The following is a 23,975-nucleotide window of genomic DNA, read 5'->3' on the forward strand; positions in this document are numbered from 1 at the left end:
GGGGTAAGCAGTGGTGGGTGAATACTCACCCACCGACGTTCCATCTGAGGAGAGCACGTCATGAAGCTCACCGTTTTCGGTGCCACCGGGGGCATCGGGCAGGAGATCGTCCGGCAGGCCCTGGCATCGGGCCATCAGGTCACGGCCGTCGTGCGGGATCCCGCACGGTTCACCGTCACCGGCGCGGACCTGGAGGTGTTCCGCGCCGACCTCACCGACCCGGAGGCGCTGCGCCCCGCGGTCGCGGGCCGGGACGCGGTCCTCTCCGGCCTCGGCGCCCGCAGCCGCAAGGACGCCGGGGTCACGGCGAAGCTGACCCGCAGGGTGCTGGCCGCCATGGAGGCGGAGGCGGTACGGAGGCTGCTCGTGGTGAGCGCGAGTCCGATCGGTCCCGATCCCGAGGGCGCCACGCTCGTCGACCGCGCCATGCGGAGTGTGATCTCGGGGATCCTGAAGGACGTCTACGCCGACCTCAGGGAGATGGAGGACGAGCTGGCCAGCAGCGCGACGGACTGGACGGCCGTACGCCCGCCCCGCCTCCAGGACAAGCCGCTGACCGGTTCGTACCGGACGGTTGTCGGGGGCTTCCCGCTCAAGGGCAGGTTCATCTCACGCGCCGATGTGGCTCACGCGATGCTGGCGATGACGGACGACCCGGGAACGGTGAAGCAGGGCGTCGGAGTCGCCTACTAGGACCCGGACGAGGGTTCACACCAGGGCTCGTACTGGACGCACCGGGGCTCGCACCAGAGCACCAGGGCTCGTACTAGAGCTCCACGCCGACCGTCACCGGCTCGTTGACCAGCGTGATCCCGAACGCGTCGCGTACTCCGGCGACGACCTCTCGGGCCAGCGCGAGGAGATCCTCGGTGGTGGCCTCGCCCCGGTTGGTGAGGGCCAGTGTGTGCTTGGTGGAGATCCGGGCGGGCCCGCTGCCGTAGCCCTTGGTGAAGCCCGACTTGTCGATCAGCCAGGCCGCGGAGGTCTTGGTGTGGCCGTCGCCCGCCGGGTACGCGGGCGGTGCGGCAGCGGAGCCGAGCCGCTCCTCCACGCGCGCGTGGAACGCGGCGAACTCCTCGTCCGTGAGGATCGGGTTGGTGAAGAACGACCCGGCCGACCAGGTGTCGTGGTCCTCGGGATCGAGCACCATGCCCTTGCCGGAACGCAGCTTCAGCACGGTCTCCCGGGCCTTCTCGAGCGGCACACGGTCACCGGGCTCGACACCCAGCGCGCGAGCCGTCTCGGCGTACTTGATCGGCGCGCTCAGCCCCTCCGCGTCCTCCAGCGCGAAGCGGACCCGCAGCACGACATGGCGCTCGGGGTCGGCCTTGAACCGGCTGTGGCGGTACGAGAAGGCGCAGTCGGCGTTCGTCAGCGTGACCGTCTCACGCGTCTTCCGGTCGTACGCGATCACTTCGGTGATCGTCGAGGACACTTCCTGTCCGTACGCGCCCACGTTCTGGATCGGTGTCGCGCCCGCGGAGCCGGGGATCCCCGCGAGGCACTCGATGCCGGCGAGCCCCGCCTCGACAGTGCGGGCGACCGCGTCGGTCCACACCTCGCCCGCCGCCAGCTCCAGCTTCCCGCCGTCGAGTTCGAAGCCGTTCGTCGCGATGCGCAGGGCGATCCCGGCGAAGCCCTTGTCACCGATGACCAGGTTGGATCCACCACCGATCACCAGCAGCGGCGTACCGGCGTCGTCGGCCTCGCGAACGGCGGCGATCACCAGCGGGGCGAGCGGGGCGTCGTGGAGTACCTGCACGGGCCCAAGAGTACGAGAAGGAGCGGGGGCGCCTGGTCATCGGTGCACGCGGGCGGGAAAAAGTGCACGCTCGGCGCCGGGGCGCGGGGTGCGCAGATCCGGTGCACAGCCGCAGAATGCGCTCTCCTGGTGCGCGGGCGCGAAAAGGGCCCCGCCACAAGCGCGCGGGGCCTTTCCGTGTCGTACATCAGGAGCGACTCAGTCGAAGCGCCGCAGCACCTGCACCCAGTCGAGAGACGGCTCGTCGGCCGTGGCCGTCCAGGAGAGGAACTTGGCGTCCCTCGCTCGGCGTCCGCGCGAAGAAGCGCAGCTTCAGTGGGAGACGGTTTCCAGGGCGGGCGCCGGATCCGAGGCCGCCACCGGAGTCCCGGTCACCGCCGGCCGACCGGGCAGCAGCGCCGCGGCCACCGCACCCGCGCCGACCACCACGGCGCCCACCCACAGTGCGGGCGAGAGGCCGTCGGCGAAGCGCTGCGCGGACTCGTAGCCGCCCTGGGCGGAGAAGACCGAGGCGAGGACCGCTATCCCGAGTGCGCCGCCGACCTCGCGGAGGGCGTTGTTGGCGCCGGAGGCGATGCCCTGCTCGGACGGGAGGACGCTGGCCATCACCAGGGCGGCGGACGGGGCGAAGTACAGGCCCATGCCGATGCCGCTGATGATCAGGGCGGGCAACTGGGCCGCGTACGACACCTCGGGCGAGACGACCAGGGCGAACCAGCCGAGCCCTACGGCCTGCAGTGCGAGGCCCACGGTGACCACCGGGCGTCCGCCGATCCGGTCCGACAGATACCCGGCGATGGGCGCGACGATCATCGGCATGCCCGTCCACGGGAGCATCCGCAGACCCGCCTCGGTCGGCGAGTAACCGAGGACACCCTGCAGGAACTGGCTCAGCAGGAAGATCGAGCCGAACATCCCGACGAACATCAGCAGGCTGGCGGTGTTGATCGCGGAGAAGGCACGGCTGCGGAAGAGCCGCATCGGCAGCATCGGGTTCTTGGCACGGATCCCGTGCCATACGAAGCCGGCGAGGAGCAAGCCGCCCCCGATCAGGCCGGTGAGTACGGGGGCGCTGCTCCAGCCGTCGATGTTGCCGCGGATCAGGGCGTACACGACTCCGAAGAGACCACCGCTGGCGAGCACGGTGCCGGTGATGTCGAGCGGGGCGCCGGTGCCGTACGACTCGGAGAGGCGCAGCCGGGCGAGCGGCAGCAGGGCGATACCCAGCGGAACGTTCAGCCAGAAGATCCAGTGCCAGGACACGTGTTCGGTGAGGCTGCCGCCGATGAGGGGCCCGGAGGCGACCGCGAGTCCGTTGACGGCACCCCAGATCCCGAACGCCATCCCGCGCTTGGCCGCCGGGACCGCGGCCGTCAGCAGGGTCAGTGTCAGCGGCATCATGATCGCCGCGCCGACGCCCTGGACCGCGCGGGCGGCGATCAGCGAGTCGATGCCGGGCGCCATGGCCGCGGCGGCGGACGCACCGGTGAAGACGGTGAGCCCGACGAGGAAGAGCCGTCGGCGGCCGAACCGGTCACCGAGAGCCGCGCCGAACATCAGCAGCACGGCGAAGGTGAGCGTGTACGCGCTCACGGTCCATTCCAGGTCGTCCAGCCCTCCCCCGAGGTCCTCGCGGATGGAGGGCAGGGCAGTGGTGACGACGAGGTTGTCGAGGGCCGCCATGAATCCGGCGACGCTGGTGATGACGAGGGCCCAGACGGCTCCCCCGCGACGTGCTGTCTGCTGTGACATCGCTCCCCCAGAGGGTGATCACTGTGGACGGTTGGACGGTTGGACGGTTACCAACGATGGTTAGTTATTGCTGACTAACTTTCACGGGCATGAAGAGGCGCCGATCTCCGCCCTCTTCATCCGGCTTACTTGTTCAGCCTTCGCCAGGAGCGGCTTCAGGGGGATCGGCTTCGAGCCGCCCCTTGGTCCGCGCCGACGGGTAGAGCCCTTCCCAGACCCGGTGCTCCGCCGGGAAACCCATGGCCACGAGGCAGTTGATAAGCATTCCGTACGCCATGAAGGTGGTGGTTTCGTTCGCGTCGGCCCCGAGCGGGATGTGGGCGGCGTCCCAGAGCCGCATCCAGCGGTCCCGTACCAACTCGCCGAGTTCGTGGTCGCCGGCCTCCTCGGCCGCCGCCACCGCCACGTACGTCTGCATCTGCATGAGCAGCCGCTCGGGCTCCTCCGCGATGACCCGGGTGTAGGCGTTGGCCATGGAGTGCAGGGCCTCTTCGCCCTCCAACCCCTTGGAGGCCTCCTCGAACGTCTGCCGGAAGAGCTCCATGCAGCGCTCGGCCGCCGCGAGGAAGATCGCCCTCTTGCCCGGGAAGAGCCGGAAGAGGTACGGCTGTGAGACACCCACACGCTTGGCGATCGCCTCGGTGGAGGTGCCGCTGTAGCCACCGCGGGCGAACTCGCTCATCGCCGCACGGATGACGCTCTCGCGCCTCTCTTCTGCGCTCATCCTGACCATGTAAGTAAGTTAGTACTCAATCACTAACTACGTCAACAGGTAGGCGCAACGCGTAAGGGGCGTCCGCAATGGCGGACGCCCCTTACCTGAGTCACCTAGGTCACCCACGACACCTTCAGGCCAGTCGCACAACCGCTCGTGACATACCCAGGACCTTCTGGCCCGCGCTGGTCGCGGTGAGATCGACGCGGACGGTGTTGTCGTCGAGCTTGGCGCCGATCTTGGCGCTGACCTCGACGGTCGCACCCTTGTCGTCGTTCGGGACGACGACGGGCTTGGTGAAGCGGACGCCGTACTCGACGACCGCGCCCGGGTCGCCGGCCCAGTCCGTGACGACGCGGATCGCCTCGGCCATGGTGAACATGCCGTGGGCGATGACGTCGGGGAGGCCGACCTCGACCGCGAACTTCTCGTTCCAGTGGATCGGGTTGAAGTCCCCGGAAGCACCCGCGTACCGCACCAGCGTGGCCCGGGTCACGGGGAAGGACTGGGCCGGCAGCTCGGTGCCGACCTCGACGTCGTCGTATGCGATCTTCGCCGTCATGGTCAGCCCTCCGCCCGCGCCACGAGCTTGGTGATCGCGGTCACCACATGCTCGCCCGCCTCGTCGTGGACCTCACCGCGGATGTCCAGGATGTCGTTGCCCGCCATGGACTTGATCGCCTCGATGGTCGAGGTGACCGTGAGCCGGTCCCCCGCGCGCACCGGGCGGCTGTAGGCGAACTTCTGGTCGCCATGCACCACGCGGCTGTAGTCGAGACCCAGTTGGGGATCCTCGATGACCTGCCCCGCGGCCTTGAAGGAGATCGCGAAGACGAACGTCGGCGGGGCGATCACATCGGGGTATCCGAGGGCCTTGGCGGCCTCCGGGTCCGTGTAGGCCGGGTGGGTGTCCCCCACGGCCTCGGCGAACTCGCGGATCTTCTCGCGCCCGACCTCATAGGGGTCGGTGGGCGGATAGGACCGCCCCACGAAGGACTGGTCGAGCGCCATGGGCTCGGCACCTCCTGGCTTTCAGCCGGTGAATCGAACGCGGGTGTAACGAAGGCAGATGCACAGATGTGCAGATGCAACGACGCGAGGCCGCCCCCCGCGAAGGGGACGGCCTCGTGTACGAGCCTGAAACTTATCGCGTTTCGCGGTGCGCAGTGTGCGCATTGCAACGCGGGCAGTGCTTCTTCATCTCCAGTCGGTCCGGGTCGTTACGCCGGTTCTTCTTGGTGATGTAGTTCCGCTCCTTGCACTCCACGCAGGCCAGCGTGATCTTGGGGCGGACGTCGGTGGCAGCCACAGGAGTGCTCCTTGACGAACGGAAAGTAGGACTATTGACGCATGAAAGAGTAGCCGATCGAAGGACCGACCCCACAATCGGCTACTGTCAGTAGCGGTGACCGGACTTGAACCGGTGACACAGCGATTATGAGCCGCTTGCTCTACCGACTGAGCTACACCGCTGAGATGCGATCGGCTCCCGCCTTGCGACGGGAACCTCCCACACCAGAGCCCCAATACGGAATCGAACCGTAGACCTTCTCCTTACCATGGAGACGCTCTACCGACTGAGCTATTGGGGCGAGCGATGAAGACATTACACGGTCGGCCGCCGATCGCCCAAATCCGTTTCGCGGCAACCGCCCCGGCCTGTTCCCCACCGATTCCCGGGCGTTCCCACGGCCCTCTCACGCACCGCGAACCACAGCCGTGACCCCGTGGTCGAACCCCATCGCGCCTTCCGTGTCCTCGGCCTCCGCTCCCCGGCGGAGGACCGGGATTCTCCCCGACGGACCACACCAGTACGACTATTGCGCTCCTCCCCGATGCGGACAGGTCGCCGCCCTAGGCTCGGCTCACGCTGTGTGATCTTGTGTCTTCACTCCCCGCAGTCGCCCCGCCCCGCAGCCGCCCCCGAGCCCCAGGAGCGCGATGCCCGACAGTCAGATGCCCGAGAGCCAGCCGCAGCCGCCCCACTCCTCATCGGGACAGTCGGGACCGTCGGGCCAGACCGACACGGCCACCCTCCTGCTGTGCGGGGCACGGCTCACAGACGGCCGGACCGTGGACGTACGGCTGGGCGGCGGGCGCATCGAGGCGGTCGGCACCGCCGGGAGCCTCAGCGCCCACGGCGCGCGCGTCGACGTGAGCGGCTACCTCCTCCTGCCGGCCCCTGCCGAGCCGCACGCCCACGGCGACACGGCGCTGACGGCGGAGGACGACGGCCCCCTCTCGTACGACGCCGAGGAGGTCCAGCGACGGGCTACCGAGGCCGCGTTGCTGCAACTCGGGCACGGGGCCACGGCGTTGCGCTCACACGTGCGTGTAGGCGATGTCCAGGGGCTCGACGCGCTGGCCGCGGTGCTCCAGGCGCGGCGGTCACTGCGGGGGCTCGCCGAGCTGACGACGGTGGCAATGCCCCGGGTGCTGACCGGTGTCGCCGGGGCGGACGGGCTCGCGATGCTGCGGGACGCGGTGAAAATGGGCGCCTCCGTAGTGGGCGGTTGCCCGGACGCCGACCCCGATCCGACGGGTTACGTGGAGGCGGTCCTGGAGCTCGCCTCCGAGCACGGCTGCCCGGTCGACCTGCACACGGACGCCGCCGACCCCGCACGGCTCGGGCGGCTCGCGGCGATGGCGGGCGGGCTGCGCCCCGGAGTGACGCTCGGCCCTTGCGGCGGACTCGGCCGGCTGCCCGCCGAGGTCGCCTCCCGCGCGGCGGACCAGCTCGCCGCGGCCGGGGTGACCGTCGTCTGCCTGCCGCAGGGCGGGTGCGGGGCCGTGGACCGGCGCGGAACCGCTCCGGTACGGCTGTTGCGGGCGGCCGGAGTACGGGTCGCCGCGGGCAGCGGCGCCCTGCGCGACGTAGCGAATCCGGTGGGCCGCGGCGACCCGCTGGAGGCCGCGTATCTGCTGGCCTCGCGGCACGGGCTGCGCCCCGAGGACGCGTACGACGCCGTGAGTTCCGTAGCCCGGTCCGCCCTCGGGCTGCCCGAGGTGCGCGTGGAGGCGGGATTTCCGGCCGAGTTGCTCGCCGTACGCGGGGACCGGCTCGCGGGGGTGCTGTCGCTGGCGTACAGCCGCATCGTGGTGCACCGGGGGCGCGTGGTGGCGCGGACCAGCGCGGTGCGGGAGTACTGCAACTCGGCGGCTACGGGACTGGATCTGCCCCGGCAGGGGCGGGGGGAGCCGTCTTGAACGGGGGCGGGCGGGACGGGGCCCGGCTTTTGTGAGGGCACGCGCGCGTGGCTGGCTTGTGTGAGCGCACGCGCGCGTGGAGGGCTTTTTGCATCCACGCGCGCGTGCCCGGCGCCGACCGGCGCGCTCGCCGGTCGGCGCACCGGGAACTCAGAACTCGCCGCCGCCCAACAGGCCACCGGAGAAGAGGCTGTCTCCGGGCACCATGCCCGTGGGGATCTCCGTGGCACCCGACGGCGCGCTGACGTCGCCCGCGTCGGTGAACTTCAGGACCAGCGGCAGCCGGGTGCCCTTCGGGGCGTCGGCGAGGACGGCGAGGTCGACCTCGACCTGGGTCAGGTCGCCGTTCTTCAGCGTGAAGTCGACCGCGACCTTCTTGTTCGGAGCGTCCTTGAGGTCCTTGGCCGTGGGGAGTTCGGCGCCCGGCGGGAGGTCTCCCTCCAACGGTCCGAGCTTGTCGAGGACTCCGGTGAGCAGATCACGGAAGTTGCCCTGGGCGATGACGTGTTCGGTGCCGTCGCTGCCGTCCTTGGCGCTGAAGGTGACCTCGTGGGCGATGACACCACGTACGGCATCGATGATCTTCTGCTGAGTCTTGGCGTCGATCCCGTCGGCGCCGCCCGAGGAGGACTCAGACTTCTGGGCCTTCTCCAGAGCGCTGGTGTCGACCTTGACCCACTCGCCCTCAAGTACCTTCCTGAACTCCTTCTCGCTCTCCGGGATCTGATCGGCCGTAGGCATGGGAACGCCCATGGTCTCGCCCATCGCCTTGAAGTCGGCGCGGTAGTACGTGAAGTCGCCGACGACCCGGTACTCGACCAGGACGCCTTCGGGGCCCTCGACCCTGGCACTCATACCGACGAGATCTTTCTCACCCGAATCAGCCAGCGGCTTCTTGGACTTGACGGAGACCTCGACGCGCAGTCCCGCGAGGAGTTTCGCGAACTCCGGCGGCAGCTCCTCCTCGGAACCCGCTTCGCCCGCCAGCGCCGTGAGCGCGTCGGAGTCGGCGTCCAGGTCCAACTCGAAGGCGAGCGACTTCTGTTCGCCGAGCCGGTCGACGGCCTGGTCGACCTTCTGACCTGCGGTGAGATTCTGAACCGTGCCGCAGGCGGCCGCGGTGGCGAGCAGCACTGCGGAGCAGCCGGCGGCGATGACGGTCTTGCGTATGGCGGTGATGGTGTTCTCCTAACGACGCCGCACGGCACGCACGACATCCCCTCGTTCACAGTGATCACTCATGTGACCCGTGAGTCATCCACAGGGTTGTGCGGCGAACGCGTCCATCCGGGCGTACGGTCGGAAACATGCGCATTGTTATCGCTGGAGGTCATGGTCAGATCGCACTGCGGCTGGAGCGCCTGCTCGCCGCGCGCGGTGACGAGGTCGCGGGGATCATCCGCCGCGCCGAACAGGGCGACGACCTGCGGACGGCCGGCGCCGAGCCCGTCCTGTGCGACCTGGAGTCCGCCACGGTGGAAGAGGTCGCCGCACATCTGCAGGGCGCGGACGCGGCCGTCTTCGCGGCGGGCGCGGGCCCGGGCAGCGGCGTGGACCGCAAGAGCACCGTGGACCGGGGCGCCGCCGTGCTGTTCGCGGACGCGGCAGAACGCGCCGGCGTACGCCGTCACATCGTCGTCTCCTCCATGGGCGCGGACCCGGCACACCCGGGCGACGACATCTTCGACGCCTATCTGCGCGCCAAGGGCGAGGCCGACGAGTACGTACGCGGTCGTACGGCCCTGGACTGGACGATCCTGCGCCCCGGCGGCCTGATCGACGACGCCGGCACCGGCCTCGTACGCCTGGAGGCCTCCACCGGCCGCGGTACGATCCCCCGCGACGACGTCGCAGCGGTCCTCGCGGAAATGGTCGACACCCCTGCGACGGCAGGCCTGACGCTGGAATTGATCAGCGGTTCTACGCCGGTTTCGGTGGCGGTGAAGTCGGTGGCGGGGAACTAGGACGGGGGGCCAGGGGCACGGAGTGAGGGGCCCCGCGCCAGGGGCACGGAGCCAGGCGCTGCGGGCCTGCGTCAGAAGACCGGTCGGAGCACCCGTCGGAACAAACGCCGGTCAGAACAACGGAATCTGACCGGGGAACTCGGGAACGGCGTACCCGTCCAGCGCCGGCTGAGCCGCCCCGAGCGGCGCCTGGCTGCGCGATCCCGGACACGAGACCAGCTCCCCGCTCCCCCGCGCACCCGGCGGATCATGCCGAGCGAACCGCCCCGCGACGACGGCGATCTCCCGACGGCACTCGGGGCAGTTCCTGCGACGCGACGACATGGGATCAGTGTGCCCGAGCAACCGACGATTCCCCCGGCCCCGAACACGAAGAAACCCCCTCCGAACTGCTTGATCGCAGTTCGGAGGGGGTTTCCCTCATGTGGCGGCGCGTGGATTCGAACCACGGAAGGCGAAGCCGGCAGATTTACAGTCTGCTCCCTTTGGCCGCTCGGGCACACCGCCAGGGTTTGCTGCCGTGAGGACCGTTTTGGCGGTGCTCTGTGGCAACGACGTAAACGATACCTGATGCCCGGGGGTGCTTCGCCACCCGATTGATCTGCGCTCGGGGGGTAGGGGGTGGCTAGGCTTATGCGGATGCGGCCGGGGACCACGCCGGGCTCGACGGCCGCCCCTACGCACCCCGATACAAGGAGCCACAGGACATGGCCGACTCCAGTTTCGACATCGTCTCGAAGGTCGAGCGGCAGGAAGTCGACAACGCCCTCAACCAGACCGCCAAGGAGATCTCGCAGCGCTACGACTTCAAGAACGTCGGCGCCTCCATCTCCTGGTCCGGCGAGAAGATCCTCATGGAGGCGAACTCCGAGGAGCGGGTCAAGGCCATCCTCGATGTGTTCGAGACCAAGCTGATCAAGCGCGGTATCTCGCTGAAGACGCTGGACGCCGGTGAGCCGCAGCTCTCCGGCAAGGAGTACAAGATCTTCGCGTCGATCGAGGAGGGCATCTCCCAGGACAACGCGAAGAAGGTCGCGAAGATCATTCGCGACGAGGGCCCGAAGGGCGTGAAGGCTCAGGTGCAGGGCGAGGAACTGCGCGTCAGCTCCAAGAGCCGTGACGACCTGCAGGCAGTTCAGGCGCTTCTCAAGGGCAAGGACTTCGACTTCGCCCTGCAGTTCGTGAACTACCGGTGATACAAGCCTCTGAGCTGCACTAACTAGAAATCGTTGCGGCCGGAGGGCACAACGCGGGCACATCACCGAGGACCGCCTCGACGGCCGCCCGCGTTGTGTCCTCGTCATCCGGCCAGAGGTGGGTGTAGATGTCGAGCGTGATCGACGGCTTCGAGTGACCAAGCCGCCGCTGAACGGTCTTCACGCTCTCGCGGTGCTTGATCAGCGCTGAGGCGTAGAAGTGCCTGAGGTCGTGCATGCTCGCGCCGTCCGGCACGCGGACCGGTGCGGGCTCCTGCCCGTCCGGCCGGCCGCGCTGCACCCACGCCGCATACGCCTCCGCGTAGGCCTTGCTGAGCGACTCGTTCGCCCGCTCCTCCATACGCGCCCACACGTGCGACCAACTCGCCCGCTTGATCACCTCGTTGCGTCCGTTGCTGAAGAGCATGTGTGCCTTCCGCATCTTCGGCTTCCGCGGGTCCGTCCGGTCCTCGATGTCTACCGCGACCGCCGGATGTTGCTGGAGGTGCGCGGCCAACGCGTTGACCGCAGGAGTGGCCAGGGGCACCGTGCGATAGCTCTCATGCGTCTTGGGCTCGCCGAGGTACGGCTCCGGGGTCTCGTCCTCGGCGGCGTCGGTGTCCTTGTCCGGGGTGATGAGCTGCTGTCGCACCGTCACCTCGCGGCGCAGGAAGTCGATGCACTCCACTTCGAGGCCGAACACTTCGCCCTGCCGTAGCCCGGAGGCAGCGGTGAGCAGGATCATCGCGCGGTACAGGGGAGGGGCCGCTTCGATCAACGCCCGTACGGCGTCCGCGTGCAGGGGAACGATTTCGACTCGGCGGACTTCCGGCAGCTTGATGCCGGCGCACGGGTTGAGCGCGATCGTCCGGTCCCGAACTGCCGTGTGCATCACGGTGACCAGGTAGGCGAACGTCACCCGGAGCGTGGACGGCGCGAGGACCTGCGACCGGTCCTTGACCCACGCCTGCACTTCCGAGGGGCGGATCGTCACGACCGGGCGGTCGCCGAACGTCGGGTAGATGTGCAGCCGAAGGGCCCGCTCGACACGAGATGACGTGCCGCCGCGGTGCACGGCCGAGGTGCGCCAGCGTTCGGCGACGGAGCGGAAGCTCTCCTTGCCCGCGGCGGGGTCGACGTACAGGCCGCGGTCCAGGTCCGCTTGCACGGTCGCGGCGCGGGTGTCGGCCTGGCTGCGCTTGGCGAAGTTCTCCTTCTGCTGCTCCCCCGCCGCGTCGCGCCAACGGACCTGCCAGCGTTTGCCCTTGCCATGGTCGGCGGACGGTACGAGCGTGCGGGTCTTGCTGGAGTGCTCGGCGCAGGGCTCGGCGCCCTTGCGCGGGCGAGAAAGGTGCCACCGGTCGTAGACGCTAGCCATCGACATCCCCCGTCTCGCGCCGCACCTCTTCTGTCTTCTCTCGGAAACCTGCGATCGCTCTCATGCGCCGAAGATCGATCTTGCCCCGTCCGAGCGCGTCAGCCAGGACGGCGGCCATCTCTGCCCGCGCAGCCATTTCCTGCTTGACCAGCGGATTCGCATTCTCGGGATTGGTGTGGGCCTCTCGCTCCTCGGCGTCGTTGAGTAGTTCCACCAGGCTCACCTCAAGGAGCCGCAAGGTATCGAGACTCCCGGTCAGCATCGGGACGAGCTGCCTCAAGGATTCGATGTTGGTGCGACGCATCCAATCCTCGGGCGCTTCCGGAGCCACGACCTCGGCAAGTCGCAGGGCCGGCACCGAGGCGTTCGGCAGCTCGATATTGCCGCTCCTCGCGGGCCCGTGAGGAGCCAGAAGGAACGGCAGCTCGCACTCCAACACCAGGGCGAAAGCGACCAGTTCAACAGCCGTGAACGCCCTTTTACCCTTCTCAGCCGAGTGGATCGCCTGGCGGCTCCAAGGCTTTTCGAGATACACCCCCAGGGCCTCGCCGAGGTCTGCCTGTGACAGCTCCTGCTGGGTGCGCAGCTGGTTGATGTTCCAGCCGATGGTCTCTTCCAACCGCACAACAAGCACCTTTCGTCATTGCTGACGATGACATACGGCCGGGATGTAAGGCAAGCGTTGACAGGTGCCATTCGGTCACGTCATGCTGAGCAATGTCAGTCATTCCAGAACGGACATGGAGGGCTCCATGCCCCGTGCCACCGTCCCGCCGACGGCCTCGAATCACCGCCCGCTGGCGAAGCCCGAAGAAATCGCCGAGTACTGCGGTGTCCCGCTCGGCACCGTCTATCAGTGGTCCAGCCGCGGGAGCGGCCCGAAGTTCATCAAGGTCGGCCGGCACCTTCGTGCCCGCTGGTCCGACGTTGAGAAGTGGCTCGACTCCCAGACGATCGCCGCATAGAAGCGGCCCCCAGCAGGACGCCAATCCCGCTGAGGGCCTATCCGATCCCAGAAAAGCCGAAACCCCGGGGCTGATCGCTCGCCAGCGACCCCAGGGCTTCAACAGAAACGGATGCCCACATGAAAGCACAGACCACCGACACCATGCGCGCCGCTCTTCAGCCGACGCGGCACCCGCACCCCCTCCTCGTCGCGGACGCGGTCGCGCAGACCGCGAAGGCCGCCGAGGAGTCCGCGGACCGCTACATCGCCGATCAGCACCCGCACGTGGCCGCGCTCCTGAACGACGGAGCTCGCGAGCACACCGACGACCAGGGCGCCGAGGCCGAGCTCGCCGCCCTCGTCGCCGAACACGGCCTAGACGTCGAAGTGCTGGACCCCTCCACCCTCAGCGAGAACCTTCGCAACAAGGTCACCGCCTTCCACGCGGAGCACCTCGACGGCACTCGCGTCCTCTGCGTCGTCGACGGCCAAGACCCCACGCACCTCCTCGAAACCGTCCGCCATCTCCTCGACAAGGCCGAGCAGGCCCTCACCGTCCCCCAGGTAACCCTCACCCTCGACGAGGGACTCGGAGCCCACCGCACCACCCCCATCGAGACCGCGCTGCGGGACATCGACTGCGAGGCCGAGCGCCGCGACCTGCCGTGGCTCGCCGCCGAAGTGGTCGTCTTCGACGACAAGCCGCAGGCGTACGGCCGCAAGACAAGGGTGTGGCTTCACAACGGGTCGACCACCGGGGAGTTGACCCCATCGCAGGGCCGCGAGGCGCTGGTGGCCATGCGGGAGTTCGCCGACCGGTACGAGGTGCTCCTCGACCTCGCGGACGAGACTGCGGCCGGCGACTTCGAGGGTGACCCGGAGATCGCGGCGGCCGACCGCCAGGCCGAGGCCCGCGCGTAATGACCTCCCGCACCAACCCGGGAAGCCCCGCCGCCGACACCAAGTCGGTGGCGGGGCCCTCCCGCGTGGACACGAGAGCCGTCTGGGACCAGTTCCGGCGCTCGGTCCGCGCACTCCTGGAAGACCAGCCCAGCTCCAACCTCGTGCGCGCCACCGCGCACCGAATGGATCAGTACGTGCTCGCCGCAGCCGACGCAGAAGTGAAGGCCCGCGAAGAGCAGCCGGAGGCAGAGCTCCATTGATCACTCCTGAAACGCCGAGCGAGGGCCTCGAACTGGCCGTAGTCGGGACTGCGTTGGTCAAGCCCGACCAGTTCGAGAGACTCGCCGCGATCGTCCAGCCGGGCATGATCCGGCATCCACGTACCAAAGCTGTCTGGGACGCTCTCGCCGAGCGCATCCCGAAGGGTGAGCCCACCGACTATGCCGCCCTCGGCGCCGATCCCGGCCTGGTTAAGGCGGTCGGTGGGGCCGTCGTCTTCAGTCAGCTCGGCGAGCACTGCGTTCCGGACGCCGAGTATCACGCGGAGAAGCTGCGCGACCTGGTTGTCGAGCAGCGCACGGGCGCCGAGATCCGGCACGCGATGGAGCAGTACGCCGACGACCCCGAGGCCGCGCGCGCCGCGATCCGCGAGGCCGTCGACCGCCAGGAGCAAGGCGAGTGGGACGAGCCCGTACGGCTCACACCGCCCGCTCCTCCGACGCTGGACGTCAAGCTCCTCGGCGGCATCGGCGAAATGGCGCAGGCCGTCGCCGACTCGCTCCAGGTGCCCGTGGACATCCCGGCATGGTTCGGTATGGCCGCGGCCTCCGCAGCCGTCGGCGGCCGGCGGACTGTGAGCCCCAAGCCGGACTGGTTCGAACCGGTGACCTTGTACTCCATGACGGTTGCCGCGCCCGGCGAGAAGAAGTCGCCGTCCCGAGCCGCCATGGTCGCGCCGCTCTCGGAGGAGGAGCAGCGGCGTAAGGCCGAGGACCGGTACTCGGTCGCGCGCGACCAGCAAGAGCGGCGCATCGCTGAGGCCTGTGTCAAGGCTGCCGAGGACAAGGTCATCAAGGCCTCGAACGTCACCAAACGGCAGGCGGCCCGGACCGACCTCGACGCGGTCCGTGACGAGATGGAGCAGCTCGGCGAGCCGAAGGTGCCCACCCAGATGCTCGCGGACGACACCACTCCGGAGGCCGCGGCCGAGGTGATGGCCGAGCAGGGCGAACGCCTCGCCGTCATCTCCGCCGAGGGCGGGTTCCTCGGCAACATCAGCGGCCGCTACTCGAACCTGCCGAACCTGGAGATCGTCCTCAAGAGCTGGTCCCACGAACCCCACACGGTGAACCGGAAGAGCGGCCCGCCTCTGTTCCTCACGCGGCCGAACCTGACGCTCGCGCTCGCCGTCCAGCCGGGCCTGCTCACCGGGCTCGGCGACATGGCCGAGGTGTTCGAGTCTCGCGGGTTGACCGGTCGGTTCATCTTCTCGGTACCGCTGTCCATGGTCGGGCAGCGCACGTACGACACGGTCCCGATCCCGGACGATGTCCGTCGCCGGTACGCCGACAGGCTCGCCCGGATGATCGCGGTCGTCTGGGACGACTCCGAGGTCCGTGAAATGAGCCTCGACGAGGACGCCCAAGGCATCTTCAAGGCGTTCTGGCAGGAGTGGGAGCGCCGCCACCTCGTGCCCGGCGAACTGACCTCCGTGGAGGGCTGGTCAAAGAAGCTCCCGGGCCAACTCCTGCGCCTCGCCGCGATCATGACGTTGTTCGACGCTCCGGACTGCATGACGGTGTCCGGCGAGACTATGGCCAACACCGTGGCCCTGGTGCCGTATCTCCTTGCGCACGCCCGCCTGGTCGTCGACCTGATGTCCGCCGAGAAGCAGTCGAAGCTTGGCCCCGCCCGCGCCGTCCTCGACTGGCTGCGCAAGAAGCACCCCGAGGGTGCGCTCACCGCCGAGGACGTCAAGCGGGGCGTGGCTGGCCAGAGCTGGTTCCAGGACACCGACTCAGCACGGCAGGCGCTGGATGTCCTGGAACGGCACGGCTGGATCCGATGGCTCCCGGCTCCGGAGCGTACGGGTCGGCAAGGGCGGCCTCCGGCGCCTCGCTTCGTGGTGCATCCGAGAGTCCTGGAGCCGCCGCGATGAGTTTCCGCATTTTCCGCACTGCCTCAAGGGTTTTGGGATTGACGCACTACCCCTTTATATAGGCCATTTTTCAACTAATTATTACTTAACGTAACCAACCTATCCACTCTCTGTATCCGCCGGGGGCGTCGGTGACCACACCCGCCACCCCCGCAACACCCTGCGAAAAATGCGGAAACCCTGGAGGACCCCATGAACACCCCCACCACCCGCCAGACCGACTACCAACGAGCCCTCCACGCAGAACCCCGCCTCCAAGCCATCGCCAGCATCGTCGACGTCCTCATCGAACTCGTACGCCCCAACGACAACATGTGCGGAAGCTGCATCTGGGAAGGCATCATCAAGCCCCTCACCACCCCCCTCATCGGCTGGGAACGCGGCTACCCACCCCGCGAAGCACACGACCCCGGCAACGCCGAATGGCGGCTCATCTCCGGCTCCGACTGGGCCAAAGAGTTCGAGACCGCAGAGAAGACCCGCACCACCGCCACCACCGACACCGAGAAGTGGCTCCGCACCCCCGAAGCCTGGGACGCCTTCTGCGGCGAACTCATCCGCCGCCTCAACGACGCAGACCCCGGCAACGGACACGGCATCTGCAAGGCCCGCTGAGCCGCGCTCATCCGGTTCCGCAGCCCCACGCGTAATCACGCCCCCGCACATGTACGGAAGGAACACCCCATGGGCAAGCCCGCCTACCCCGGAAGAGAGCAGCTCGACACCGCGAACATGCGCTTCCGCCGCGCCCTCGCCCGCCTGCACCGCGAGGCAGGCCGGCATGACCCCGCCCTGATGCCGAAGCTCGCGGCGATCGTCCAGAACGCCACCACGCAGCTCGCCGCGCTCGCTGTCGAGGCGGAGAAGGCGGAGGACTCCAGCACCCGCCACAGGGCCGCGCTGAAGAAGGAGGAGGACAAGGTGCGGGCGACCCTCCGCAAGGGCGTACGGCGGGGCGACCCGCGGGCCGTGTCGATGCTGGAGCGGCTCGATGCCCGCCGGCCGCAGAGTGGTTCCGACGGTGACGACGCCGCATAGTCAGGGGACCGCCCCGCCCTCGGTCATCGCGGCCGGCGGGGTGTTCCTGCCCGCCGAGGTCTGCCACCCGCTGTGGCTCGCCCTCCGCGCCCAACTCATGCAGCACCGCGCCGAGGGCGGCCGTGTACGCCCCGAAGTCGCCGCCGCCCTGGACGCGTTGAGGGCCGCCTCGCAAGCCCACATGTCCGCGAACGGACACTCCGCGCGGACATCCGTGGACATCGAGCCATCCTCGGACCGTGAGCTGATCAGCACTGAACAGCTCGCCGTCCGGCTCCGCGTGACTGAACGTCACGCCCGTCGCCTGGCTGCACAGGCAGGCGTCACCCCGGCCGCGCGCAACGCGTGGCACCCGGACGACGCCCAGCACCTCGTGAACAGCCACAAGGAGACCGACGGATGCCCGCCACCGAGACAGCACCCCCCGATGCGTTCGCCCTGACCGACGCCGAGGTCGACGCCATCGTCACCGACGCCGAGCAGGAGGCGTACCTCGCCGCTCAGCGACTGCGCACCGCCGAGGAGACCCTCCGCGGCGAGCACGGGCCGGTACCCGACGCACTCACCCCCGCGCACCTCGCCGAGCTGCGCGCCACCGCCGAGCACGCCGAGCTGAAGGTGCCGGCCGCCGAGCGCCGCCAGGCCGAGATCCGTGAAGCCCGCCGCCAGGCCCGGCACACAGAGATCAAGGCGCAGATCCGCGCCGAGGCCGCCTCCGACCTCGAAGGCGCCCCGGAGATCCTCGCCGCCTTCGACGCGTACGAGGCCGCCGCACGCGGTCTGTGCGAGACGGTCGCCGCCCACAACGAGCGGATCGTGAAGTGGGGCAAGCAGATGGGCGCGGCCGGTATCCACCCCATCCAGGGCGAAGGACGTGCAGCTGACGCGCTCGCGCACATGGTCGGCGGGGAGAACGTCACCATCGGCCACAAGGTCTACCGGCGCATGCGGGCCGGGACGCTCCTCGCGGTCGCCCTGCACCGCGTGCTCGCCGCGTACCCGATGGAGATGCGGAAGTACAACGTCGACCAGGAGTTGGCCCGCGACGGAGAGCTGCACGACCGGACCTCCGGTGAGCCCCTGAACGTCCACGCCCTGATCCGAAGGGACTCCTGACCATGACCATCCCCCAGCCGATGCCGCACCCCAACGAGGACGCCGACCACCTCGCCGCGCGCGCCTCGAAGCAGACGTTCGTCGCCAAGGCCCGCGCGGTCCGCGAGAACCTCGGCATCTCCGACCGCCTCAAGACGCAGCAGGTTTCCGACCTGTACGACACACACGTGCAGGAGACCGCGGACGCGTACGAGCGGCTGACCACCCGCCGCCGTGACCGCCTCGCCTACTTGGAGTCCCTGGTGCCGGTTGGGGCGGGCATCGCCGAGGATGCCACCCCCGCAGACAAGGCCGTGCTCATGACGGCGTTCAGGACCGCGTGGAAGGAAGCGCAGGAGGTGGACCGCGCAGGCCGCATGCGGATGCTCGCCGAGGCTGAGCGGTTCGGGGACGACGCGGCGCGCCGGGCCGTCCTCACCTTCGCTGTCGACCACGGAGAGATGGAGACCGTGCGCGCCTGGACGGACCTCCACCTCGATGAGAAGGGCATGGTCGACGAGGCTCGAACGCTGCGCGAGACGCTGGCCGGCCGCGGCCCCCTCCACGGGTTCGAGTGGAAGGACTTCACGCCTGTGCCGAAGGCCCGGGAGGCGTACGACTGGCCTCGCATCAAGGACCATCCGGAGGCGCAGCCCAGCGACCCGGGGCGCGAAGTGCGGCCTGGGGTCATTGAGTTCGGCCGCCGCCGCTGAGGCAGACCGCACGGCGCCCGGCACCTCACCACGAGGGACCGGGCGCTGTTGCGCGCAACGGACCACCTGACCAGCGGTGAGCGCAATCTCGCGCAATCCTCCAGCGCGCCCGCGCGATCGGCAGCATGCTGGACCTCCAACCAGCGCAGATGGAGGGCGACATGACGCTCAGGTTCATCGGCACCACGTCAGAACACGGCAACTGCCCCACGCTGTACGAGGTCGTTGAGACTGGCGAGATCCTCGTCCAGGGCGAGGTAGAGACGGACCCCGAGCACCTCGCGCAGCTGCGGGACGTGAAGGGCTCGGAGACGTTCGTACGCGTCCCGCGCGAGCTGCTCACCCGCTTCGCCCCCAAGGAGTAGACCGAGTGCCGGACCTGGTCCCGTTCGACGAGATCGCCCACCTGTTCACGGACTTCGAGCACACGGCATGGCGCCTGGAGACCCGCCGCGGCTACGCCTCCGACCGCGAGGGCGAGCGCTTCAAGGCGTTCATGCGCGGCGTCATGCCGGCCCCGGAGCCTGAGCACTCGTGGAACGTCAACGTCCGTACGCAGACCGCGAAGGGCAAGCGGTTCTCGCGCGTACGGATCATCGACGAGCCTCCCACCGACGGCCAACGCTTCCTCGTGGCCACCGCGCAGGGCAACGCCGCGGCGGGCGAGGACATCCGCGTCCTGCCCCGATCCGAGGCGAAGCGGCTGGAGCTCCCGGACCACGACCTGTGGCTGTTCGACTCCCGCACCCTGATCCGCTTCCACATCGACGACACCGACACCACCACCGGTGTGGAGGTCGTTGAGGACTCGGCCGAGGTGCTCGCGGCGTGCCAGGCCCGTGACGCCGCATGGCACTTCGCAGTGCCTACTGCGGACGCCTCAACGCAGGTACGTTCCTCCGTGTGAGCACGGACTTCCAGACCGCCCGCGAGGCCCTCGGTGCGCGGCTGCGCGAGCTGCGCACCGAGGCCGGGTACGACGGCAAGGGCGTCGCCGAGCGCCTCGGCTGGCAGCGCTCCAAGGTCTCCCGCCTGGAGAACGGCAAGCAGACCGCGACACCGCAGGACCTCGACGCGTGGGCCGATGTGGTGGGAGCGCCGGCCGAGGCCGACGACCTCAAGAGCCGGTTGCGCGGGCTGGAGACACAGCAGCGCTCATGGCGTCGGCAACTCGCCGAGGGTCACCGGTCGGTACAGGACAAGTACGTCGTCGAGTACCGCCGTACCGCCACCGTGCGCGGGTACGAGGCGACCGTCATCCCCGGCCTGTTCCAGACCCCGGAATACGCCCGCCATCTACTGATCCACAACGCCGAGTTGATGCAGTCCCCGCGCGACACCGACGAGGCCGTACGCGCCCGCATGAGGCGCCAAGAGGTGCTGTACGAGGTGGGCAAGACGTTCCGCGTCATCATCTGGGAGGCCGCCCTCCACGCCCTGATGTGCCCGCGCGACGTGATGGCGGGACAGCTCGATCGGCTCGCCGGACTGATCGGCATGAGCGCGGTCTCGCTCGGCATCGTCCCCTTCGGCGTGCCGCTGAAGATCACCCCGAAGCACGGGTTTTGGATCTTTGACGAACAGCGGGTAGTCGTCGAGACGATCAACACGGAGTTCGCGCTCGAATCGACCGAGGATGTCGCCTTGTACGGGCGGGTGTGGGACAGCCTTGATGAGGGGGCCGTCTACGGCCCTCCGGCGCACCGCCTCATCGCCCGCGCGCGGGCCTCTCTCGACCTCGCGTGAGCAACCAGCCCCAACACCCCCGGCCCCTCGCGCAATCCCGCGCAATCGGCGCGCGCCTGCGCAACCGGACTCCCTACGGTCCTGGTCATGGCCACATCGACCCGCAATCCGGGCACGCGCTACGCAGGCCGCGACTGGCTCGCCGAGTGTGCCCCCACCCCTGACGCTGTGCACCGTGCCTGGTCGGCCGGCGAACTCGCGCTCGTCCCCTCGGGGTTGCGCTGGCTCGTCGTCGAGGCGCCCCTCCTGCCCAGCGTGGACGCGATGCAGCGGATGCCGCCCGACGGCCTCGGGCCCGTCCTCGCGTATCCGGCTGCTGAGCGCGCCTGGTGGCTCGTTCCTCTGGACGCCGCGGAGCACCTGGACGACGTCGCCCGGCTCACCGTGCACCCGCCCCTGTGGCCGCTGTACTGCCCGCCCGTCAACCGTCCGACGAATGGCCGTGTGTGGCTCGCGCGGCCGCACGGCAGCGGGCGCCTGACGGATCCCACCGTGCTCGGCGCCTGCTTCGGGCCGGGCGGACGACTTCCCGCGGAGGCATTCGGATGAAGACGACCATGGACCCGCCCATCACGCTGCACGACCCGACACAGCCGCCGCGCCCGGCGCCAGGCTGTGACGTGTGCGCAGCTCTGGAGCGGCAGCGCATCGCAGCCGAGCGGGCCAAGAACACTCGGCGCGCCACGACGTGCGAGCAGGAGATCCGCTCGCACCCCGCGCACGAGGACAGCGCGTCATGAGCGCGCGGTGGGAGCGGCCGGACTCCGGGCCATACAACCGCGTCCAGACCGCCTACAGGGCAGTCCTCGACCACGCCCAAGGCTGCGGGTGCTGCGCGAACGAGTTGCGCGGCGAGGACGTCCGATGCCAGACAGGCGGCCACCTTCGCCTCGTGCTGCGCCGGGCGAGGGCACATCGATGATCTGCTCCCGCTGCCGGAGGGCCATCACGCCCGGCCAACCACAGCGCAGCTTCGACAAGTTCAGCACCTCGGCCGGCGGATTCACGTTCCACTACCACCTCGCCTGCCTGCTCAAGCAGATCAAGCGCTAAGACTCCCGCCCGCCCCGCACCCCCGTGCTCGAGGGGCGGGCGGGAGCGGCCCCCGTGACGGTGCGCGTCTCCCGTCCGGGGGCCGTTGTGCACCTAGGTGCACAACCTGTGGATCACGCCTGGTGAGAGTGGGGAGGGAGGCATCTCGGGGGAGGCTGGACAGCCTGTTTCCCGTTTCCCGCACCTCCAGCCGCCTGCCTCCCTGCCCTCCCTGAACTGGCATATGCGCAGGTCACTACGGGGGAGGTGGATCAGGGAGGCTTCGGGGAGAACTCCCCAAGATCTAGACGGGTCCCTCCTCGTCGTCGAAGTCGTCGACGTCCTCCGCGAGACGCTCCAACACGGCGTCCTGGACGCGGTCACGGGCCACGACCATCACCCCGTTGCTCTTGTACTGCTCCGCGCCGTACGGCTCCAGAGCGCGCTTCAGGTCCGTCGGCCCCCAGCTGCCGTACGCCTCCGGGTTCCGCGCGGCGAGACGGTGCACCACCTCCTGAGCGAGCACGCGCGTCTCATCGGCGAGGACCGCGGCGACGTCGGCGAGCGGGTCGGCCGGCTGGAACATCGGCTCGTCGACGGCCGGGCCGCCCTCGTACAGACCCATCGCCCGGACGACGACCGGGGTCACCTCGTCGACACCCTTGTCGGGGTCACGCGCCACGTAGTGGGCGCGCACCACCTCGAACGGCTTCGTGGAGAACCCCACGGTCACCGCCGTGCCGACGTCCTCGCCCGGGATCAGGGTGGTCGCGGTGACGCCGGCCTTGTGGCGCCCGGAGCCGAGCAGCCCATCGTTGGCCACGTGGTCGCCGACCGCGAACGCCACCCTGTGGGAGGTGTTGCGGGTGACATCCCTCGGCAGGCTGTCCGCGGTCGGGGAGACCGTGACCCAGATCAGGGTGATGGCCGTCTTGCGGGCCTTCTTCATGACCTTGATGGCCAGCTCGGCGGCCTCTTTGCCGTACTCCTTGTGCATGAACAGCTCGTGGCACTCGTCGAATACGACGACCTTCGGCCGCATCCGCGGGTCCTTCAACGCGAGTTCGCGCGTGACCTTCGTGGCGCCTTCGCCGAGTTCCTCGAGGAGCTTGCCGCGGGTGGTCACCTCGTCGCGCAGGCTGCGCAGGGCCTTCAGTGCGGCGTAGATGTCCTCGTCGTCGTCGCCCTTGACCAGCGTCTTCAGTCGCGGCTTCAGCGGGTCATAGTCCGTGTTGTACGCCATGACGTACGCCTCGACGATGACGATCGGATCGAGGATCGCGCCGAGCAGCAGGGCGATGACCAGCGACGACTTACCCGAACCCATGATGCCGCCGACCATGTAGTTCGCGGCCATCAGCTTCCCGATGATGGCCTCGCCGCGCTGCGAGATGGCGACCGGCACGCCCTTGAAGTAGTCGGTCGTCCCCTCGATGAGTAGCGGCCACGGCGGGACCGGCCCGGACAGCGAGCCCTGGTCGGCCACCCACAGATCGAGGGTTCCGGGCTGCTTCGGGGGCTCGGTCGGCCACACCTCGACCGGCTTGCGGAGCAGGTTGTGCGCAAGGACGTTCTTCTTAGCGCAGATCATTTCCACGGTGACGCCCATGGGTAGCTGCAGCTGCGTGTGCCAGCCGTTCCCGGACCGGGTCGTCGGCTGCTCCCAACGGGGCTGCCAGCCGTCCTTGATGGCCTTGTTGAGCGGGGCGATACCGAGGTTGCCGAGCGCCCGCAGGATGGCGCCCTCGTCGGGCACGATGTCCCGCTCGTCACCGCCGACGGGCAGGGCCCACGACGGGGCGGTCTGGCGGTGCCGGCCGACGGCCCACACTCCGGTGAGGGCGAGCCAGGGCAGGGAGTAGAGCACGGGTTCCCACAGCACGCCCGCGATGAACGCGACCCATCCGACCAGCTCGATGACCGTCTTCAGGGGCGTGAGGATGTCTCGGACGTCGTGGTTGTACCAGGCCAGCATGATGCCGAGCATGAGCAGCACGCTGCCCGTGCCGAGGACTGCGGACGCGATGGCCTTCGGGGTGTTGAGGAGCATCTGCAACAGGTCCATGCGCCGCTTGTGGCGGGCGAACCGGTAGGCGTAGGCGCGCTGTTCCCACTGCCGGACGAGTTCCTCGTTCCCGGCGATCTCCGCGGCGCGCATCATGCGGGAGTGCATGGCGGTGGTCCGGGCTTCCCAGGCCCGTCGGGTGAGGACGCGGGTACCCCCGAGTACGTACGCGCCGTGGCGGACGAGGAGCCGGTAGGTGGTGTGCTCGCGGGCCTCGACAACGACCCGGCGCAGGGCGTCGATGCGGACGCGGCGGCGCGACCGTACCTCAATCTCGGCGGGGCTCTTGACGGTGTCGGTCATGG

At 69.1% G+C, this 23,975-nt stretch carries 30 protein-coding genes and 3 tRNA genes; 19 read left to right on the forward strand and 14 right to left on the reverse strand.

The annotated features are described in order from the left end of the window. The first annotated feature begins 60 nt into the window (after nucleotides 1-60). Complete coding sequence (locus OG246_RS04450) at nucleotides 61-693, forward strand: NAD(P)-dependent oxidoreductase (RefSeq protein ID WP_266456099.1); 633 nt, start codon at nucleotides 61-63, stop codon at nucleotides 691-693. 73 nt (nucleotides 694-766) lie between these two features. Here OG246_RS04450 and OG246_RS04455 read toward each other — a convergent pair whose 3' ends face one another. The 8 genes from OG246_RS04455 to OG246_RS04490 all read right to left on the reverse strand — a co-directional run bounded on the left by OG246_RS04455 (nucleotide 767) and on the right by OG246_RS04490 (nucleotide 5,821). Next, on the reverse strand, nucleotides 767-1,762 hold the full coding sequence (locus OG246_RS04455; RefSeq protein ID WP_266456102.1) for a UDP-N-acetylmuramate dehydrogenase: 996 nt from the start codon (nucleotides 1,760-1,762) through the stop codon (nucleotides 767-769). 312 nt (nucleotides 1,763-2,074) lie between these two features. Then, the gene (locus OG246_RS04460; protein WP_266456105.1) at nucleotides 2,075-3,514 is read right to left on the reverse strand and encodes an MFS transporter; all 1,440 of its coding nucleotides are present in this window, start codon (nucleotides 3,512-3,514) and stop codon (nucleotides 2,075-2,077) included. 133 nt (nucleotides 3,515-3,647) lie between these two features. Further along, the gene (locus tag OG246_RS04465) at nucleotides 3,648-4,247 is read right to left on the reverse strand and encodes a TetR/AcrR family transcriptional regulator (RefSeq protein WP_266456108.1); all 600 of its coding nucleotides are present in this window, start codon (nucleotides 4,245-4,247) and stop codon (nucleotides 3,648-3,650) included. 115 nt (nucleotides 4,248-4,362) lie between these two features. Next, the gene (locus OG246_RS04470) at nucleotides 4,363-4,791 is read right to left on the reverse strand and encodes a MaoC family dehydratase (RefSeq protein WP_266456111.1); all 429 of its coding nucleotides are present in this window, start codon (nucleotides 4,789-4,791) and stop codon (nucleotides 4,363-4,365) included. Nucleotides 4,792-4,793: 2 nt separating this feature from the next. Continuing rightward, entirely contained in the window at nucleotides 4,794-5,240 is a 447-nt protein-coding gene (locus OG246_RS04475; RefSeq protein WP_266456114.1) for a MaoC family dehydratase N-terminal domain-containing protein, read from the reverse strand. Between the two features lie 133 nt (nucleotides 5,241-5,373). Next, nucleotides 5,374-5,538 (reverse strand): 50S ribosomal protein L33, encoded by a 165-nt coding sequence (gene rpmG / locus OG246_RS04480; RefSeq protein ID WP_004571794.1) that lies wholly within the window; start codon nucleotides 5,536-5,538, stop codon nucleotides 5,374-5,376. 91 nt (nucleotides 5,539-5,629) lie between these two features. Beyond that, a tRNA-Met gene (locus OG246_RS04485) sits at nucleotides 5,630-5,702 on the reverse strand. A gap of 46 nt (nucleotides 5,703-5,748) precedes the next feature. Next, nucleotides 5,749-5,821: transfer RNA gene (locus tag OG246_RS04490), tRNA-Thr, on the reverse strand. A 364-nt stretch (nucleotides 5,822-6,185) separates the two neighbouring features. Here OG246_RS04490 and OG246_RS04495 point away from each other — a divergent pair. Continuing rightward, nucleotides 6,186-7,436, forward strand: coding sequence for an amidohydrolase family protein (locus OG246_RS04495; protein WP_266463858.1), 1,251 nt, complete (start codon nucleotides 6,186-6,188; stop codon nucleotides 7,434-7,436). 150 nt (nucleotides 7,437-7,586) lie between these two features. Here OG246_RS04495 and OG246_RS04500 read toward each other — a convergent pair whose 3' ends face one another. Then, nucleotides 7,587-8,570, reverse strand: a complete 984-nt coding sequence (locus OG246_RS04500; protein WP_266456116.1) for a hypothetical protein — start codon at nucleotides 8,568-8,570, stop codon at nucleotides 7,587-7,589. Nucleotides 8,571-8,743: 173 nt separating this feature from the next. Here OG246_RS04500 and OG246_RS04505 point away from each other — a divergent pair, with 173 nt between their 5' ends. Continuing rightward, nucleotides 8,744-9,400, forward strand: coding sequence for an SDR family oxidoreductase (locus OG246_RS04505; protein WP_266456139.1), 657 nt, complete (start codon nucleotides 8,744-8,746; stop codon nucleotides 9,398-9,400). A 111-nt stretch (nucleotides 9,401-9,511) separates the two neighbouring features. On the opposite strand, the gene OG246_RS04510 is transcribed toward OG246_RS04505, so the two are convergent. Further along, a complete protein-coding gene (locus OG246_RS04510; RefSeq protein WP_266456142.1) occupies nucleotides 9,512-9,724 on the reverse strand; it encodes a hypothetical protein in 213 nt (70 codons plus the stop codon). 101 nt (nucleotides 9,725-9,825) lie between these two features. After that, nucleotides 9,826-9,907 (reverse strand) — tRNA-Tyr (locus OG246_RS04515). A 200-nt stretch (nucleotides 9,908-10,107) separates the two neighbouring features. On the opposite strand from OG246_RS04515, the gene OG246_RS04520 reads away from it, so the two are divergent. Continuing rightward, complete coding sequence (locus OG246_RS04520; RefSeq protein WP_266456145.1) at nucleotides 10,108-10,596, forward strand: YajQ family cyclic di-GMP-binding protein; 489 nt, start codon at nucleotides 10,108-10,110, stop codon at nucleotides 10,594-10,596. A gap of 19 nt (nucleotides 10,597-10,615) precedes the next feature. Here OG246_RS04520 and OG246_RS04525 read toward each other — a convergent pair whose 3' ends face one another. Beyond that, nucleotides 10,616-11,974 carry a site-specific integrase gene (locus tag OG246_RS04525; protein WP_266456148.1) on the reverse strand — a complete coding sequence of 453 codons (1,359 nt, stop codon included), beginning with the start codon at nucleotides 11,972-11,974 and terminating at the stop codon, nucleotides 10,616-10,618. Further along, nucleotides 11,967-12,599, reverse strand: a complete 633-nt coding sequence (locus OG246_RS04530) for a helix-turn-helix transcriptional regulator (RefSeq protein ID WP_266456158.1) — start codon at nucleotides 12,597-12,599, stop codon at nucleotides 11,967-11,969. Before OG246_RS04530 ends, OG246_RS04525 begins: the two co-directional genes overlap by 8 nt. A 127-nt stretch (nucleotides 12,600-12,726) precedes the next feature. Between OG246_RS04530 and OG246_RS04535 the strand changes: the two genes are divergently transcribed. The 15 genes from OG246_RS04535 to OG246_RS04605 all read left to right on the forward strand — a co-directional run bounded on the left by OG246_RS04535 (nucleotide 12,727) and on the right by OG246_RS04605 (nucleotide 21,626). After that, nucleotides 12,727-12,939 carry an AlpA family transcriptional regulator gene (locus OG246_RS04535; RefSeq protein ID WP_266456161.1) on the forward strand — a complete coding sequence of 71 codons (213 nt, stop codon included), beginning with the start codon at nucleotides 12,727-12,729 and terminating at the stop codon, nucleotides 12,937-12,939. 119 nt (nucleotides 12,940-13,058) lie between these two features. Beyond that, nucleotides 13,059-13,841, forward strand: coding sequence for a hypothetical protein (locus OG246_RS04540; protein WP_266456164.1), 783 nt, complete (start codon nucleotides 13,059-13,061; stop codon nucleotides 13,839-13,841). Beyond that, nucleotides 13,841-14,083, forward strand: a complete 243-nt coding sequence (locus OG246_RS04545; RefSeq protein ID WP_266456167.1) for a hypothetical protein — start codon at nucleotides 13,841-13,843, stop codon at nucleotides 14,081-14,083. The genes OG246_RS04540 and OG246_RS04545 overlap by 1 nt, the downstream gene beginning before the upstream one ends. Next, nucleotides 14,080-15,981: a YfjI family protein gene (locus tag OG246_RS04550; protein ID WP_266456170.1), complete on the forward strand. Its 1,902-nt coding sequence runs from the start codon at nucleotides 14,080-14,082 to the stop codon at nucleotides 15,979-15,981. The genes OG246_RS04545 and OG246_RS04550 overlap by 4 nt, the downstream gene beginning before the upstream one ends. A 192-nt stretch (nucleotides 15,982-16,173) precedes the next feature. Then, the gene (locus tag OG246_RS04555) at nucleotides 16,174-16,596 is read left to right on the forward strand and encodes a hypothetical protein (RefSeq protein ID WP_266456173.1); all 423 of its coding nucleotides are present in this window, start codon (nucleotides 16,174-16,176) and stop codon (nucleotides 16,594-16,596) included. Between the two features lie 69 nt (nucleotides 16,597-16,665). Further along, a complete protein-coding gene (locus OG246_RS04560; RefSeq protein WP_266456176.1) occupies nucleotides 16,666-17,019 on the forward strand; it encodes a hypothetical protein in 354 nt (117 codons plus the stop codon). Further along, nucleotides 17,003-17,461 carry a hypothetical protein gene (locus OG246_RS04565; protein WP_266456179.1) on the forward strand — a complete coding sequence of 153 codons (459 nt, stop codon included), beginning with the start codon at nucleotides 17,003-17,005 and terminating at the stop codon, nucleotides 17,459-17,461. The genes OG246_RS04560 and OG246_RS04565 overlap by 17 nt, the downstream gene beginning before the upstream one ends. Then, nucleotides 17,419-18,135: a hypothetical protein gene (locus OG246_RS04570; RefSeq protein WP_266456181.1), complete on the forward strand. Its 717-nt coding sequence runs from the start codon at nucleotides 17,419-17,421 to the stop codon at nucleotides 18,133-18,135. The genes OG246_RS04565 and OG246_RS04570 overlap by 43 nt, the downstream gene beginning before the upstream one ends. A gap of 2 nt (nucleotides 18,136-18,137) precedes the next feature. After that, entirely contained in the window at nucleotides 18,138-18,827 is a 690-nt protein-coding gene (locus tag OG246_RS04575) for a hypothetical protein (RefSeq protein WP_266456183.1), read from the forward strand. A 161-nt stretch (nucleotides 18,828-18,988) separates the two neighbouring features. After that, on the forward strand, nucleotides 18,989-19,192 hold the full coding sequence (locus OG246_RS04580; protein WP_266456185.1) for a hypothetical protein: 204 nt from the start codon (nucleotides 18,989-18,991) through the stop codon (nucleotides 19,190-19,192). 5 nt (nucleotides 19,193-19,197) lie between these two features. Then, the gene (locus tag OG246_RS04585) at nucleotides 19,198-19,734 is read left to right on the forward strand and encodes a DUF6879 family protein (protein ID WP_266456188.1); all 537 of its coding nucleotides are present in this window, start codon (nucleotides 19,198-19,200) and stop codon (nucleotides 19,732-19,734) included. Further along, on the forward strand, nucleotides 19,731-20,573 hold the full coding sequence (locus OG246_RS04590) for a helix-turn-helix transcriptional regulator (protein ID WP_266456189.1): 843 nt from the start codon (nucleotides 19,731-19,733) through the stop codon (nucleotides 20,571-20,573). Before OG246_RS04585 ends, OG246_RS04590 begins: the two co-directional genes overlap by 4 nt. Nucleotides 20,574-20,660: 87 nt before the next feature. Continuing rightward, the gene (locus OG246_RS04595; protein ID WP_266456192.1) at nucleotides 20,661-21,122 is read left to right on the forward strand and encodes a hypothetical protein; all 462 of its coding nucleotides are present in this window, start codon (nucleotides 20,661-20,663) and stop codon (nucleotides 21,120-21,122) included. Continuing rightward, on the forward strand, nucleotides 21,119-21,313 hold the full coding sequence (locus OG246_RS04600) for a hypothetical protein (RefSeq protein WP_266456195.1): 195 nt from the start codon (nucleotides 21,119-21,121) through the stop codon (nucleotides 21,311-21,313). The genes OG246_RS04595 and OG246_RS04600 overlap by 4 nt, the downstream gene beginning before the upstream one ends. A 178-nt stretch (nucleotides 21,314-21,491) precedes the next feature. Continuing rightward, nucleotides 21,492-21,626: a hypothetical protein gene (locus tag OG246_RS04605; protein ID WP_266456198.1), complete on the forward strand. Its 135-nt coding sequence runs from the start codon at nucleotides 21,492-21,494 to the stop codon at nucleotides 21,624-21,626. 283 nt (nucleotides 21,627-21,909) lie between these two features. Here OG246_RS04605 and OG246_RS04610 read toward each other — a convergent pair whose 3' ends face one another. Then, nucleotides 21,910-23,973, reverse strand: coding sequence for an FtsK/SpoIIIE domain-containing protein (locus tag OG246_RS04610; protein ID WP_266456199.1), 2,064 nt, complete (start codon nucleotides 23,971-23,973; stop codon nucleotides 21,910-21,912). Nucleotides 23,974-23,975: the final 2 nt, after the last annotated feature.

This window comes from Streptomyces sp. NBC_00620, from assembly GCF_026341825.1.
GTDB lineage: Bacteria > Actinomycetota > Actinomycetes > Streptomycetales > Streptomycetaceae > Streptomyces.

Coding starts and splice junctions, on each gene's coding strand:
- OG246_RS04510 (WP_266456142.1), bottom strand. CDS start 9,724: ATGTCGTCGCGTCGCAGGAACTGCCCCGAGTGCCGTCGGGAGATCGCC.
- OG246_RS04610 (WP_266456199.1), bottom strand. CDS start 23,973: ATGACCGACACCGTCAAGAGCCCCGCCGAGATTGAGGTACGGTCGCGC.
- OG246_RS04570 (WP_266456181.1), top strand. CDS start 17,419: ATGCCCGCCACCGAGACAGCACCCCCCGATGCGTTCGCCCTGACCGAC.
- OG246_RS04525 (WP_266456148.1), bottom strand. CDS start 11,974: ATGGCTAGCGTCTACGACCGGTGGCACCTTTCTCGCCCGCGCAAGGGC.
- OG246_RS04605 (WP_266456198.1), top strand. CDS start 21,492: ATGATCTGCTCCCGCTGCCGGAGGGCCATCACGCCCGGCCAACCACAG.
- OG246_RS04465 (WP_266456108.1), bottom strand. CDS start 4,247: ATGGTCAGGATGAGCGCAGAAGAGAGGCGCGAGAGCGTCATCCGTGCG.
- OG246_RS04495 (WP_266463858.1), top strand. CDS start 6,186: ATGCCCGAGAGCCAGCCGCAGCCGCCCCACTCCTCATCGGGACAGTCG.
- OG246_RS04540 (WP_266456164.1), top strand. CDS start 13,059: ATGAAAGCACAGACCACCGACACCATGCGCGCCGCTCTTCAGCCGACG.
- OG246_RS04600 (WP_266456195.1), top strand. CDS start 21,119: ATGAAGACGACCATGGACCCGCCCATCACGCTGCACGACCCGACACAG.
- OG246_RS04560 (WP_266456176.1), top strand. CDS start 16,666: ATGGGCAAGCCCGCCTACCCCGGAAGAGAGCAGCTCGACACCGCGAAC.
- OG246_RS04545 (WP_266456167.1), top strand. CDS start 13,841: ATGACCTCCCGCACCAACCCGGGAAGCCCCGCCGCCGACACCAAGTCG.
- OG246_RS04595 (WP_266456192.1), top strand. CDS start 20,661: ATGGCCACATCGACCCGCAATCCGGGCACGCGCTACGCAGGCCGCGAC.
- OG246_RS04475 (WP_266456114.1), bottom strand. CDS start 5,240: ATGGCGCTCGACCAGTCCTTCGTGGGGCGGTCCTATCCGCCCACCGAC.
- OG246_RS04450 (WP_266456099.1), top strand. CDS start 61: ATGAAGCTCACCGTTTTCGGTGCCACCGGGGGCATCGGGCAGGAGATC.
- OG246_RS04580 (WP_266456185.1), top strand. CDS start 18,989: ATGACGCTCAGGTTCATCGGCACCACGTCAGAACACGGCAACTGCCCC.
- OG246_RS04470 (WP_266456111.1), bottom strand. CDS start 4,791: ATGACGGCGAAGATCGCATACGACGACGTCGAGGTCGGCACCGAGCTG.
- OG246_RS04535 (WP_266456161.1), top strand. CDS start 12,727: ATGCCCCGTGCCACCGTCCCGCCGACGGCCTCGAATCACCGCCCGCTG.
- OG246_RS04555 (WP_266456173.1), top strand. CDS start 16,174: ATGAACACCCCCACCACCCGCCAGACCGACTACCAACGAGCCCTCCAC.
- OG246_RS04575 (WP_266456183.1), top strand. CDS start 18,138: ATGACCATCCCCCAGCCGATGCCGCACCCCAACGAGGACGCCGACCAC.
- OG246_RS04520 (WP_266456145.1), top strand. CDS start 10,108: ATGGCCGACTCCAGTTTCGACATCGTCTCGAAGGTCGAGCGGCAGGAA.
- OG246_RS04505 (WP_266456139.1), top strand. CDS start 8,744: ATGCGCATTGTTATCGCTGGAGGTCATGGTCAGATCGCACTGCGGCTG.
- OG246_RS04460 (WP_266456105.1), bottom strand. CDS start 3,514: ATGTCACAGCAGACAGCACGTCGCGGGGGAGCCGTCTGGGCCCTCGTC.